Annotated in this window: 13 protein-coding genes; 11 read left to right on the plus strand and 2 right to left on the minus strand. The window is 52.4% G+C overall.

Annotated features, from left to right (window positions below; genetic code table 11):
* The first annotated feature begins 1 nt into the window (after position 1).
* The 9 genes from hybA to ACH0WD_RS21795 all read left to right on the plus strand — a co-directional run bounded on the left by hybA (position 2) and on the right by ACH0WD_RS21795 (position 7279).
* Positions 2-988: a hydrogenase 2 operon protein HybA gene (gene hybA / locus ACH0WD_RS21755; protein WP_001081721.1), complete on the plus strand. Its 987-nt coding sequence runs from the start codon at positions 2-4 to the stop codon at positions 986-988.
* Positions 978-2156 carry a Ni/Fe-hydrogenase cytochrome b subunit gene (hybB, locus tag ACH0WD_RS21760; protein ID WP_000017678.1) on the plus strand — a complete coding sequence of 393 codons (1179 nt, stop codon included), beginning with the start codon at positions 978-980 and terminating at the stop codon, positions 2154-2156. Before hybA ends, hybB begins: the two co-directional genes overlap by 11 nt.
* A complete protein-coding gene (hybC, locus tag ACH0WD_RS21765) occupies positions 2153-3856 on the plus strand; it encodes a hydrogenase 2 large subunit (protein WP_000083043.1) in 1704 nt (567 codons plus the stop codon). Before hybB ends, hybC begins: the two co-directional genes overlap by 4 nt.
* Entirely contained in the window at positions 3856-4350 is a 495-nt protein-coding gene (locus ACH0WD_RS21770; RefSeq protein ID WP_001221960.1) for a HyaD/HybD family hydrogenase maturation endopeptidase, read from the plus strand. The genes hybC and ACH0WD_RS21770 overlap by 1 nt, the downstream gene beginning before the upstream one ends.
* Entirely contained in the window at positions 4343-4831 is a 489-nt protein-coding gene (hybE, locus tag ACH0WD_RS21775; protein ID WP_000004951.1) for a hydrogenase-2 assembly chaperone, read from the plus strand. Before ACH0WD_RS21770 ends, hybE begins: the two co-directional genes overlap by 8 nt.
* Positions 4824-5165 (plus strand): hydrogenase maturation nickel metallochaperone HypA, encoded by a 342-nt coding sequence (hypA, locus tag ACH0WD_RS21780; protein ID WP_000544945.1) that lies wholly within the window; start codon positions 4824-4826, stop codon positions 5163-5165. Before hybE ends, hypA begins: the two co-directional genes overlap by 8 nt.
* Positions 5166-5192: 27 nt before the next feature.
* Positions 5193-5441, plus strand: coding sequence for a hydrogenase maturation factor HybG (gene hybG / locus ACH0WD_RS21785; protein WP_000334887.1), 249 nt, complete (start codon positions 5193-5195; stop codon positions 5439-5441).
* A gap of 75 nt (positions 5442-5516) precedes the next feature.
* On the plus strand, positions 5517-6569 hold the full coding sequence (locus ACH0WD_RS21790; RefSeq protein WP_001032006.1) for an ABC transporter substrate-binding protein: 1053 nt from the start codon (positions 5517-5519) through the stop codon (positions 6567-6569).
* A complete protein-coding gene (locus ACH0WD_RS21795; RefSeq protein ID WP_001220947.1) occupies positions 6569-7279 on the plus strand; it encodes a molybdate ABC transporter substrate-binding protein in 711 nt (236 codons plus the stop codon). Before ACH0WD_RS21790 ends, ACH0WD_RS21795 begins: the two co-directional genes overlap by 1 nt.
* A gap of 67 nt (positions 7280-7346) precedes the next feature.
* Here the strand turns inward: ACH0WD_RS21795 and yghU are convergent, their stop codons facing one another.
* The gene (yghU, locus tag ACH0WD_RS21800; protein ID WP_000774849.1) at positions 7347-8213 is read right to left on the minus strand and encodes a glutathione-dependent disulfide-bond oxidoreductase; all 867 of its coding nucleotides are present in this window, start codon (positions 8211-8213) and stop codon (positions 7347-7349) included.
* A 226-nt stretch (positions 8214-8439) separates the two neighbouring features.
* Between yghU and gss the strand changes: the two genes are divergently transcribed.
* Together gss and ACH0WD_RS21810 are read left to right on the plus strand one after the other, a co-directional pair.
* Positions 8440-10296: a bifunctional glutathionylspermidine amidase/synthase gene (gene gss / locus ACH0WD_RS21805; RefSeq protein ID WP_000033690.1), complete on the plus strand. Its 1857-nt coding sequence runs from the start codon at positions 8440-8442 to the stop codon at positions 10294-10296.
* A 669-nt stretch (positions 10297-10965) separates the two neighbouring features.
* Positions 10966-12024, plus strand: coding sequence for a methyl-accepting chemotaxis protein (locus ACH0WD_RS21810; protein ID WP_000475246.1), 1059 nt, complete (start codon positions 10966-10968; stop codon positions 12022-12024).
* Between the two features lie 299 nt (positions 12025-12323).
* Here the strand turns inward: ACH0WD_RS21810 and uxaC are convergent, their stop codons facing one another.
* Complete coding sequence (gene uxaC / locus ACH0WD_RS21815; RefSeq protein WP_000190182.1) at positions 12324-13736, minus strand: glucuronate isomerase; 1413 nt, start codon at positions 13734-13736, stop codon at positions 12324-12326.
* Between the last annotated feature and the right edge of the window lie 7 nt (positions 13737-13743).

Genomic DNA, 13743 nt, shown 5'->3' on the forward strand with positions numbered 1-13743 from the left:
CGTGAACAGACGTGACTTTATTAAAGCAGCCTCCGGTGGAGCATTGCTGTTGGGCGCCGCGCCGTCTGTCAGCCATGCGGCTGCAGAAAACCGTCCGCCGATTCCAGGTTCGCTGGGTATGCTGTATGACTCCACTCTGTGCGTGGGCTGTCAGGCCTGCGTCACAAAGTGTCAGGATATCAACTTCCCGGCGCGTAACCCGGAAGGGGAGCAGACTTGGTCGAACAACGACAAGCTGTCGCCGTATACCAATAACATTATTCAGGTATGGCGTAGCGGCACGGGCGTGAACAAAGATCAGGAAGAGAACGGCTATGCCTACATCAAGAAACAGTGTATGCACTGCGTCGATCCTAACTGCGTTTCCGTTTGCCCGGTGTCGGCGCTGAAAAAAGATCCGAAAACCGGCATCGTCCACTATGACAAAGATGTCTGCACCGGCTGCCGTTACTGTATGGTTGCCTGTCCGTACAACGTACCTAAGTACGACTACAACAACCCGTTTGGCGCGCTTCACAAGTGTGAGCTGTGTAACCAGAAAGGCGTTGAGCGTCTGGATAAAGGCGGTTTGCCTGGGTGTGTGGAAGTTTGTCCGGCAGGGGCCGTCATTTTCGGTACTCGTGAAGAGCTGATGGCGGAAGCGAAAAAACGTCTGGCCCTCAAACCAGGCAGTGAATATCACTATCCGCGCCAGACGTTGAAAACGGACGACACCTATCTGCATACGGTGCCTAAATACTACCCACACCTCTACGGTGAAAAAGAGGGCGGTGGTACTCAGGTGCTGGTGCTGACAGGCGTTCCTTATGAAGATCTGGATCTGCCGAAGCTGGATGACCTTTCAACCGGAGCGCGCTCCGAGCATGTTCAACACACGCTTTATAAAGGCATGATACTACCCCTGGCTGCGCTGGCGGGCTTAACCGTGCTGGTTCGTCGTAATAGCAAAAACGACCATCACGATGGAGGAGACGATCATGAGTCATGATCCAAAACCGCTGGGCGGAAAAATCATCAGTAAACCGGTCATTATTTTTGGACCGTTAATCGTCCTGTGTATGCTCCTTATCGTGAAGCGTCTGGTCTTCGGGTTGGGCTCCGTTTCCGACCTGAACGGCGGTTTCCCGTGGGGCGTCTGGATTGCCTTTGACCTGTTGATCGGCACCGGCTTTGCCTGCGGCGGTTGGGCGTTGGCATGGGCGGTGTATGTCTTTAACCGTGGGCAATACCATCCGTTGGTGCGCCCGGCGTTGCTGGCAAGCTTGTTTGGTTACTCGCTGGGCGGCCTGTCGATCACTATCGACGTCGGTCGTTACTGGAACCTGCCGTACTTCTACATTCCAGGTCACTTCAACGTGAACTCGGTACTGTTTGAGACGGCGGTCTGTATGACCATCTACATCGGCGTGATGGCGCTGGAGTTTGCGCCTGCCCTGTTTGAACGTCTGGGCTGGAAAGTGTCGCTCAAGCGTCTGAATAAGGTGATGTTCTTTATTATCGCGCTGGGCGCGCTGCTGCCGACGATGCACCAGTCCTCAATGGGGTCATTGATGATCTCGGCGGGCTATAAAGTGCATCCGCTATGGCAAAGCTATGAAATGTTGCCGCTGTTCTCGGTTCTGACCGCGTTTATCATGGGCTTCTCTATTGTCATATTTGAGGGTTCGCTGGTTCAGGCAGGCCTGAAAGGAAACGGTCCGGATGAGAAAAATTTGTTTGTTAAGCTGACGAATACCATCAGCGTGCTGCTGGCGATTTTCGTCGTCCTGCGCTTTGGCGAACTGATTTATCGCGACAAGCTGTCCTATGCGTTTGCCGGCGATTTTTACTCCGCTATGTTCTGGATTGAAGTCGTCCTGATGGTCTTCCCGTTAGTGGTGCTGCGTGTGGCGAAACTGCGTAATGACTCTCGTATGCTGTACCTGTCGGCGCTGAGCGCGCTGTTGGGCTGCGCGACGTGGCGTCTGACCTATTCGCTGGTGGCATTCAACCCGGGTGGCGGCTACCACTACTTCCCAACCTGGGAAGAGCTGTTGATTTCTATTGGTTTTGTGGCTATTGAGATTTGTGCATACATCGTACTCATTCGTCTACTGCCGATACTTCCTCCTTTAAAACAAAACGATCATAATCGTCATGAGGCGAGCAAAGCATGAGCCAGAGAATTACTATTGATCCGGTAACCCGTATTGAGGGTCATTTACGCATTGACTGCGAAATTGAGAACGGCGTCGTATCCAAAGCATGGGCGTCCGGCACCATGTGGCGCGGTATGGAAGAGATCGTGAAGAACCGCGATCCGCGCGATGCGTGGATGATTGTGCAGCGTATTTGCGGCGTTTGTACGACAACTCACGCGATCTCCTCCGTTCGTGCGGCAGAAAGCGCGCTGAATATTGATGTTCCCGTCAACGCGCAGTATATCCGTAATATTATTCTGGCGGCGCATACCACCCATGACCACATTGTCCATTTCTACCAGCTCTCTGCGCTGGACTGGGTGGACATTACCTCTGCGCTGAAAGCCGATCCGGAAAAAGCTTCTGCGATGCTGGATGGCGTGTCGAGCTGGCACCTGAACAGCGCGCAAGAGTTCACGAAAGTTCAGAACAAGATCAAGGATCTTGTCGCCAGCGGTCAGTTAGGTATTTTCGCCAATGGCTACTGGGGGCACCCGGCAATGCAGTTACCGCCGGAGGTCAACCTGATTGCGGTCGCCCACTATTTGCAGGCGCTGGAATGTCAGCGTGACGCTAACCGCGTGGTGGCGTTGCTGGGCGGTAAATCGCCGCATATCCAGAACCTGGCGGTCGGTGGGGTGGCGAACCCGATCAATCTCGACAGTATCGGTACGTTGAACCTTGAACGCCTGATGTACATCAAATCGTTTATCGATAAGCTGAGCGATTTTGTCGAGCAGGTGTATAAAGTGGATACCGCAGTCATCGCGGCCTACTATCCGGAATGGCTGGAGCGTGGCAAAGGCGCGGTGAACTACCTGAGCGCGCCGGAATTCCCGACCGACGGTAAAAACGGCAGTTTCCTGTTCCCGGGCGGTTACATTACCAATGCCGATCTGTCGACATACCGTCCGATCACCTCTCACTCCGACGAATTCCTGATTAAAGGTATTCAGGAGAGCGCGAAGCACGCCTGGTACAAAGATGAAGCGCCGCAGGCGCCGTGGGAAGGCACTACGATCCCGGCTTACGACGGTTGGTCGGATGACGGTAAATACTCATGGGTCAAGTCGCCGACATTCTACGGCAAAACCGTCGAAGTCGGGCCGCTGGCGAACATGCTGTGTAAACTGGCTGCAGGTCGTGAATCCACCCAGGCCAAGCTCAATGAAATCATTGCGCTTTATCAGAAGCTGACCGGCAAAACGCTGGAAATGGCGCAACTTCACTCTACGCTGGGTCGTATCATCGGGCGTACTGTTCACTGTTGTGAACTGCAAAACATATTGCAGGATCAATACAACGCGCTGATTGTAAATATCGGCAAAGGCGATTACACCACGTTTGTGAAGCCGAACATTCCGGCGACGGGCGAGTTCAAAGGCGTGGGCTTCCTGGAGGCGCCGCGCGGTATGCTGTCTCACTGGATGGTGATTAAAGACGGTATTATCAGTAACTATCAGGCAGTGGTGCCATCGACCTGGAACTCAGGTCCGCGTAACTTCAACGATGACGTGGGGCCGTACGAACAGTCGTTGGTCGGTACGCCGATCGCCGATCCGGCGAAGCCGCTGGAAGTGGTACGTACCATCCACTCCTTCGACCCTTGCATGGCGTGCGCGGTGCACGTGGTGGACGCCGATGGCAATGAAGTGGTCTCGGTGAAGGTTTTGTAATGCGGATATTAGTCTTAGGGGTCGGCAATATTTTGCTGACCGATGAAGCCATCGGGGTGCGTATTGTTGAAGCGTTAGAGCAACGATACACCCTGCCGGATTTCGTTGAGATTCTGGATGGCGGTACGGCGGGAATGGAACTTCTTGGCGATATGGCGAATCGTGATCATTTGATCATTGCCGACGCCATCGTGTCGAAAAAGAACGCGCCGGGAACCATTATGGTACTGCGCGACGATGAAGTTCCGGCGCTGTTCACCAACAAAATCTCCCCCCATCAGCTTGGACTGGCCGACGTATTGTCGGCCCTCCGCTTTACCGGCGAGTTTCCGAAGAAACTGACCCTGGTCGGCGTTATTCCACAGTCGCTGGAACCGCACATCGGCTTAACGCCAACCGTAGAAGCGATGATTGAACCTGCGCTTGAGCAGGTTCTTGCTGCGCTGCGTGAATCCGGCGTCGAAGCAATTCCTAAGGAGACGGCGCATGTCTGAAACGTTTTCCGGATTCGACACGGCGCCCGTCGCCCGGGTTCAGGCGGCGTTTGAAGAGATAGCCCATCGTTCGATGCACGATCTTTCGTTTCTGCATCCGACTATGCCTGTGCATGTCTCTGATTTTACGTTGTTTGAAGGACAATGGACGGGCACGGTAATTACGCCGTGGATGTTAAGCGCATTAATCTTCCCTGGCCCGGACCAGATCTGGCCCGGGCGTACCGTCGGTGAAAAACTCGGTCTGCAACTGCCTTATGGCACGATGACCTTTACCGTTGGCGAACTGGAAGGCGTTTCGCAATATCTTGCCTGCTCGTTGATGTCGCCGCTTTCCCGTAGCCTGTCGCCGGAAGAGGGCGTCCGGCTGGCGGATGACTGCGCGCGGATGCTGCTATCCCTGCCGGTAAGCAATCCTGATGCGCCGCAGACAAGCCGGCGCGCGTTGCTGTTTGGCCGTCGGAGCTGTGAGAATGCATGAGCTGTCTCTTTGCCAAAGCGCCGTTGAAATTATTCAGCAGCAGGCAGAACAGCACGGCGTGGCGCGCGTCACCGGCGTATGGCTGGAGATAGGCGCGCTTTCGTGCGTTGAAGAGCGCGCGGTTCGTTTCAGCTTTGACATCGCCTGCCAGGGGACTTTAGCGCAAGGGTGCGAATTGCACATCGACTACAGACCGGCCCAGGCCTGGTGCTGGGATTGCAGTCAGGTGGTGGAAATTCTCAGGCATGACGCGCAATGTCCGCATTGTCATGGCGATCGCCTGCGGGTGGATACCGGCGATTCGTTGAAAGTAAAAAGTATTGAGGTCGAATAACCCGCATTTTATTTCAGGTGGTTAATTATGTGTATTGGCGTCCCCGGTCAGGTGCTGGCCGTCGGAGATGATATTCACCAGCTTGCGCAGGTGGAAGTGTGTGGCATCAAACGTGATGTCAATATTGCTCTGATTTGTGAAGGTAAGCCAGCCGATCTGATAGGGCAATGGGTATTGGTACACGTTGGTTTTGCGATGAGCATCATTGACGAAGACGAAGCGAAAGCCACGTTAGATGCGCTGCGCCGCATGGAGTACGACATAACCAGCGCGTGATCCCTTAATCACCTCTATTATATCGCTCTATAATCGTTGTATAATTATTTATATATCGATTATGGGGCGAAACCTATGAATAAATTTTTGCGCCAGCTCTCTCTGCTGGCGTTGCTTTTTTGCTGGCCGTTAATGTCACAGGCGGCGCGTACTTTTACCGATCAAATTGGCCGCCAAGTCACGGTTCCCGACACCGTCGACAGAGTGGTGGTGCTCCAGCATCAAACGCTCAATCTCCTTGTACAGATGAATGCCACTGACAAAATCGTTGGGGTCATGGCGAACTGGAAACAGCAATTAGGCGACGGCTATGCGCGTCTGGCGCCGGAACTGGCGCAAAAAGCCTCGCTGGGCGATCTAACGCACGTTGATCCTGAAAAACTGGTGGCGCTGCACCCGCAGGTGGTGTTTGTCACGAATTACGCTCCGCAGGAGATGATCGACAAGATCAGCCGTCTTGGCATTCCGGTGGTGGCGATTTCGCTGCGCCATGATGTTGTTGGCGAGCAGGCTAAAATGAACCCGACCCTGGCCGATGAAGAGCAGGCTTACAACCGCGGGCTGCGTGAAGGAATAACGCTGATTGGCGATATCGTCAATAAACCGCAGGAGGCGAAAGCGCTGATTGAGGCGATGGATAAAGGTCGCAAAATGGTCAGCGACCGTTTGCAGTCGGTTCCTGAAAATGAGCGGGTTCGCGCCTATATGGCGAATCCGGAGCTGACCACCTACGGTTCCGGTAAATATACCGGTCTGATGATGGCCCATGCGGGGGCGCTGAATGTAGCGGCATCCTCGGTGAAAGGCTTTAAGCAGGTGACAATGGAGCAGGTGATCGCCTGGGATCCACAGGTGATCTTTGTCCAGAATCGCTATCCGAAGGTCGTCAATGAGATCCTGCACAATCCCCAGTGGCAGGTCATTGACGCGGTGAAGCATCATCGGGTTTACCTGATGCCGGATTATGCCAAAGCCTGGGGATATCCGATGCCGGAGGCGGTGGGAATCGGCGAACTGTGGATGGCGAAAAAACTCTATCCGGAAAAATTCCACGATATTGACATGCAAAAGGCCGCTAACGACTGGTATCAACGTTTTTACCGTACTGACTATCAGGGCGTACAGTGATGCGAATACTGGCTGCGGGGAGCTTGCGTGTCGTCTGGCCGCAGCTAATGGCGGCGTTTCAGGCGGATGCGGTATGTGATTTCGGTCCGGCGGGGTTGTTACGTGAACGCATCGAAGCGGGCGAAGCGTGCGACTTTTTTGCTTCGGCGAACCTGGCGCATCCGCAGGCGCTGCTGGAAAGCGGGCGGGCGCTGTGGGTCGCGCCTTTTACGACGAACCGTTTGTGTCTGAGCGTGCGGGCGCAGGCGATGCGTGAAGGCGAGGACTGGCTGTCGCTGTTAACCCGGCGGGATCTGCGGATCGGCACCTCAACAGCAGGTTGCGATCCTTCCGGCGATTATACGCAACAGCTTTTTTCGCGGATGGGCAAGGAGGGCGAAGCGGTCCGAAAACGCGCGGTAGCGCTGGTTGGCGGCAGGCAGACTTTGCCGTTACCGGCGGGCCGGCTGGCGGCGGAATGGCTCATCAATCATGATTACACCGATATCTTTATCGGCTATGCCAGCTATGCTCCCAGGCTACGGCTGGTTAATTCGCTGCGAGTGGTTGATATCCCGGAACCTTATAATCCCGTGGCTGAATATGGCTTTGCCTGCCTGAGCGAGCAGGGAAAAACGCTTGCCGACTTTTTACTATCAGCACGGGCGAGGTCGATTCTCATGCAACATGGGTTTAGTGAAGCGCCGAATATGACACACTCGCAGAACTGATAAGCGAAGCGTCAGCAGGGAATACCATGCCGGATGACGACATTACTACCTCATCCGGCATCATGGTTTAACTTTGACGTTTATCTTCGGTATGGTTTTCGAAGTCGCTGGCGTCATGGCGTTCGTGAAGCTGTTCGTTCAATGGGCCGTTGGTCCGGTTGACAATGCGCCCCCGCTTTACCGCCGGACGTTCGGCTACCTGTTTCGCCCAGCGTTGTACGTTTTGATAACTTCCGGCATCCAGAAACTCCGCTGCATCATAGACATTCCCCAGCACCACGTTGCCGAACCACGGCCAGATGGCCATATCGGCAATAGTGTACTCTTCTCCCGCGACATACGGGTGGTGAGCTAACTGCTTATCCAGCACGTCCAGCAGACGCTTGGCTTCCATGGTGAAGCGATTAATGGCGTACTCAATTTTTACCGGCGCATAATGATAGAAATGACCGAAACCGCCACCGAGGAACGGCGCCGCGCCCTGTAGCCAGAACAACCAGTTAAGGGTTTCTGTGCGCTTAGCCAGATCCTGCGGCAGGAAATGGCCAAACTTATCCGCCAGATAAACAAGAATTGCGCCCGACTCAAAAACTCGAATCGGCGGGTTGTGTGAGTGATCGCGCAGCGCCGGGATTTTTGAGTTCGGATTGATGTCAACAAAGCCGCTGGAGAACTGATCGCCCTCGCCGATGCGAATCAACCAGGCGTCATATTCGGCGCCGGTCACGCCCAGCGCCAGGAGCTCTTCCAGCATAATGGTCACTTTCTGGCCGTTAGGCGTCCCCAGCGAATAGAGCTGTAACGGATGTTTGCCGACGGGCAGCGTTTTGTCGTGCATCGGGCCGGAAACCGGGCGATTAATGTTAGCGAACGCGCCGCCGCCGGATTTATCCCACGTCCAGACTTTTGCGGGTTGATAAGTATTATCTGCCATATTGACCTGCCTTCACAGTGGTGGTGTTGAAGCAGTGTAGCAGCTTGCTAACCGGACATTTAACCGATTGGGACATTCCGGCGAGTGAAATTTTAACCTTCTGGCCTCAGTGTGCCTTATTGAGGTGTATGATTATGTCGACCTCTGTCCGGTTAGTGTCACAGAGCAGACAATCAGAGCGAAATCACGCCAGGCTGCTCAGGCGGTCTTGTTTTGAGGTAAGTGCATGAGCAAAGGAACCACCAGTCAGGATGCCCCCTTCGGGACATTATTGGGTTACGCCCCCGGCGGCGTAGCGATCTACTCTTCAGATTACAATTCCCTCGATCCGTGGGACGACGACGACGCAGCTTTTCGTAGCTACATCGACGATGAATACATGGGGCATAAATGGCAGTGCGTGGAATTTGCCCGCCGTTTCCTCTTTCTGAATTATGGCGTTGTTTTTACTGACGTCGGCATGGCCTGGGAAATCTTCTCGCTGCGTTTTCTGCGCGAGGTCGTGAATGACAATATTTTGCCTTTGCAGGCCTTCCCGAACGGTTCGCCGCGCGCGCCGGAGGCCGGGGCGCTGCTCATCTGGCAAAAGGGCGGCGAGTTTAACGAAACCGGGCACGTTGCGATTATCACCCAGCTCCTGGATAACAAAATTCGTATTGCTGAGCAAAACGTTATCCACACGCCATTGCCGCCAGGGCAGCAGTGGACTCGCGAACTGGAAATGGTTGTAGAAAACGGGTGTTACACCCTGCGCGACACCTTTGATGACACGACGATTTTAGGCTGGATGATCCAGACCGACGACACGCAATACAGTTTGTCACAGCCTGACATCGCGAATCAGTCGCTGGCGATTCGCGGCGCAAGACTGCCAGAGAAAGGTCAGTTTGACGGTCAGTGGCTGGATGAGCGCGATCCGTTACAAAAAGCCTATGTACAGGCGAACGGACACGTTATCAATCAGGACCCGTACCAGTATTTTACCATCACCGAGAGCGCTGAACAGGAGCTTATCAAAGCGACCAATGAGTTGCATTTGATGTACCTGCACGCCACGGACAAAGTTTTAAAAGACGATAATCTGCTGGCGCTATTCGATATCCCCAAAATTCTTTGGCCGCGCCTGCGCCTCTCCTGGCAGCGCCGTCGTCACCATATGATCACTGGTCGTATGGATTTCTGCATGGATGAACGCGGGCTGAAAGTCTATGAATACAATGCCGATTCCGCATCATGCCATACCGAAGCGGGATTAATTCTCGAAAAATGGGCTGAGCAGGGCTATACCGGTAAAGGGCATAACCCGGCAGAGGGCTTAATTAACGAGCTGGCAGGCGCCTGGAAACACAGTAAAGCGCGTCCTTTCGTCCATATCATGCAGGATGATGATATCGAGGAGGACTATCACGCGCAGTTTATGCAGCAGGCGCTGCATCAGGCCGGTTTCGCGAGCAAAATTCTCCGCGGGCTGGGCGAGTTGCGCTGGGATGACGCTGGGCAGTTGATCGATGGCGACGGACGGCTGGTGAATTGTGTCTGGAAAACCTGGGCGTGGGAAACGGCGATGGAGCAGATACGCGAAGTCAGCGAGACGGAGTATGCCGCAGTGCCTATTCGTACCGGGCACCCGGAAAATGAAGTCCGGCTGATTGATGTATTACTGCGCCCGGAAGTGTTGGTGTTTGAACCGCTGTGGACGGTGATCCCGGGTAACAAAGCGATCCTGCCCATCCTGTGGTCGCTGTTCCCGCATCATCGCTATTTGCTCGACACGGATTTTACCGTTAACGATGAGCTGGTGCAGACCGGCTATGCGGTAAAACCGATCGCCGGACGTTGCGGTAGTAATATCGATTTGGTGAGCCATCAGGAAGAGCTCCTGGATAAAACCAGCGGCAAGTTCGCCACGCAGAAAAATATCTATCAGCAGTTGTGGTGCCTGCCGAAGGTCGCCGGGAAGTATATTCAGGTCTGTACGTTTACCGTGGGCGGTAACTACGGCGGTACGTGCCTGCGCGGCGATGATTCATTAGTCATTAAAAAAGAGAGCGATATTGAACCGTTAATCGTCATCAAAGCGTAACGGGGGCATTCTCGTCGGGATATCGGCGTGTGTGCCGATATCCCGCCTGTTGTGTTTACCAGCGAACGGCTATCAGCCTGCCATTTACTGGTAACATATGAGAAATAATATCACAAATTATTCTTAACTTTCCTGACGCAGGCGGTGACGCTCGCCGCGTTGGCGCATCCGTTTCCTGATTTTCGACTAATCGATACTTTTTGCGGCTGGTTACGCTGCGCCCATTCCTTTGGATTTAGGTCATGCCTGTTTGGTTGGTAAACGGACAGCATAATATATTGATGAGTCCAAATGATATTATTGGTCATATAAAAAGTTTACGTTAGGTTATTTTTCTATTGCAAAAGTTTGCGTTTAAACCCTGTCTGCAATCTTCGTGGCGAGATATAGCTACACCTAAGTAAATGCAGTTAATTATTATTCAGCTATTGTTGTCAGCCTTGTAAATAATATTTCCGTATAAAGCGAAGCGACTTCCATCATGACTGTTAATGGTATTGTTGAATAGTTTACTTTGTAATTATTTAAGTTTGGTGGACGTTTTGTCTTATTCTGGTGAGCGTATGGTTATGGCAGATGACAGCCGATTTTTCATTATGTTAGCATGAGTTGATAATACTTTATCCAGGCATAGATCAGGATGTCCACATATAATAAGGAGAATGGTATATGTTTAAAAAAGTATTAGGCTTGCGCCACTGGAATAATAATGTTGTAAAAATACCGCCGCCAGCAGCAGAATCTGGCGCTAATGCGTCTGACGTGGTGGTGGATACTCCTGAGCCTTATGAGCGGATACTGTGTCAAAAAATTCTGATGGGGATCTCGACGATCGATATCATTCGTAATGCCATCATTAAGTCCTGTGAGCAGCTCAACATTGAAAAAGAACGCATTAATGAACTTAACGAACAGAATGATAAAGCCAGAAGTTCATTAAAATCGCTCGTGGAATTTATCACCGAAATTGGCACGACTTCGTCGGATATTGGCTGTCGTATGGGCGACTTAAATACCTCCTTAACGCAAATTAATGCGTGTATTAAAGAGATACAGAAGATCGCTAACCAGACCAATTTGATAGCGATTAACTCCGCGATCGAGGCCGCGCGCGTAGGGGATGCCGGGCGTGGTTTTAGCGTTATTTCGAAAGAGGTGAAAAACCTGTCCGAAGATGTTAAACACAGTTCGAAAAGCGTCAGTACGTTAACCTCTGTAATCAAAGATAATACGGCCAGAGTGAGTGAGGTGCTGGATAACCAACAGCCGGTTATTGATAATATTACGACTAACATAAATCAAATTGTGGAGTCTATTGGCATCGTCATCGATAAATCGCTGAGCATGAAATCGGTCATGCAGTACATCTCTACGGTGCAGTTTTTGAATATTGTCAAAGTTGACCATGTTATCTGGAAAATGGAAGTCTACAAATTACTCTTAAATAAAGACATAAACAGTAAAATAACGATGCACGATCAGTGTCGGCTGGGGAAATGGTACTACGGCTTTGAAGGACAGCAGTTTAGCAATTACTACAGTTTCCGTAGTCTGGAAGCGCCGCATAAAGAGGTGCATACCGCTGGTCACTCTGCGCTGAACTATTTTGCCGCAGGCGATATGAATGCGATGTCGCAAGAACTCGACAGAATGGAGCGATCCAGTAATGAGGTGGTTAACCAGCTGGAAATGCTGGCTGTCGATTTGTTAAAAGAAACCACACTGTGAAGTCATGAGTTATTACCGTATAACCAACAGGAGCCATTATCAATAGGACTGATGTATCACACTTTCTGCACTGGAGTTATTCCGGACAGAGAAAAAAAGCATGACGCAGAAGATGGCTGGGTTTGTTTACCCGAATCACTTACCTTAGTAAGTGATTCGGGATTAATCAGCAACATCTTTGCTTTTTATCGGCGGCCAGACTTTGGCTGGAAAAGTGCGTTACTGCTAAATTTCTCACTCTCTTACCGCCTTCCTGCCCCTCGAAATACCTGAGACCTGTGCTCACAGATTAATAGCGATTATTTAATCGTGAAATAACGCTGGGCATTATTGAAGCAGATATCCTGAACCATACGGCTTAGCATCGCTTCATCATCAGGAATCTCTCCGTCCTGCGCCCACTGTCCCAGCAGGTTACAGAGAATACGACGGAAATATTCATGTCGCGTATAAGAAAGGAAACTGCGGGAGTCGGTCAGCATCCCGACAAACTGACTTAACAGTCCCATTTGCGACAGTTGCTCCAGTTGGCGCAGCATCCCGTCTTTCTGATCGTTAAACCACCAGCCGGAACCAAACTGCACTTTTCCGGCAATTCCCGGCCCCTGGAAGTTACCGATCATGGTCGCCAGGACTTCGTTATCACGTGGGTTCAGGCAATAGAGGATAGTCTTGGGCAGTTCATTGGTCACATCCATACTGTCGAGCAAACGGGAGAGCGCCCAGCTAATGTTATTATCGCCAATGGAGTCAAAGCCGGTATCCGGCCCCAGCAGGCGGAACATCCGGGTATTATTATTACGGATCGCGCCAATATGTAGCTGCATCACCCAGCCGCGCGCGGCGTACTGACGGCCCAGCCAGACCAGCACCGCCGTGGTAAACTGGGCGATCTCAAGTTCGCTCAGCGTTTCGCCAGCCAGACGTTTGCCCAGAATGGCGTCAAGCTGCGCGTCGTCGGGCACCGGCGCAAATCGCAGCGTTTCAATGCCATGATCGGACGCGCGGCAGCCGCAGGCGGCGAAATGGTCGAGACGGCGAGTGAGCGCCTGACGTAAATCGTCGAAACGGGTAATGCTGACATCTGCCGCCGCTTCCAGTTTCCTCAGGTAATCGACAAAGCCGTCCAGTTCGATTTTGAAAACTTTGTCGGGGCGCCAGCTTGGCGCGACTTCAATATCAATGCTGTCGTCGGCGGCTATCTGGCGGTGATATTCCAGAGAATCTATCGGGTCGTCGGTGGTTCCGACCATCCGCACATTCATCTGCTGCATAATACCGCGCGCGGAAAAGGCCGGCGTCGCCAGTTTCTCATTACACTGCGTCCAGATACTTTCCGCGGTATCCGGTCCGAACAGCGTACCTGTAATGCCAAATGGACGGCGTAGTTCAAGGTGCGTCCAGTGATACAGCGGATTGCCCAGCGTTTTTGGTACGGTATTGGCCCAGGCCATATATTTTTCATAATCGCTGGTCTCTTTGCCGGTGATCAGCGACTCATCCACGCCTGCGCTTCGTAGCGCTCGCCATTTATAGTGGTCGCCTTCCAGCCAGATCTGACCGAGGTTATCGAAACGGCGATCGTCGGCGATTTCCTGCGGACTTAAATGGCAGTGGAAGTCATAAATCGGCATGGGCGCGGCGTATTTATGGTACAGCGTGCGGGCAATGTCGTTTTTCAGTAGAAAATCTTCAGTCATAAACGTAGCCATGATTTAT

Origin of the sequence: Salmonella sp. 2020_1395, from assembly GCF_043848115.1 — a bacterium.
GTDB classification, from domain to species: Bacteria; Pseudomonadota; Gammaproteobacteria; order Enterobacterales; family Enterobacteriaceae; genus Salmonella; species Salmonella enterica.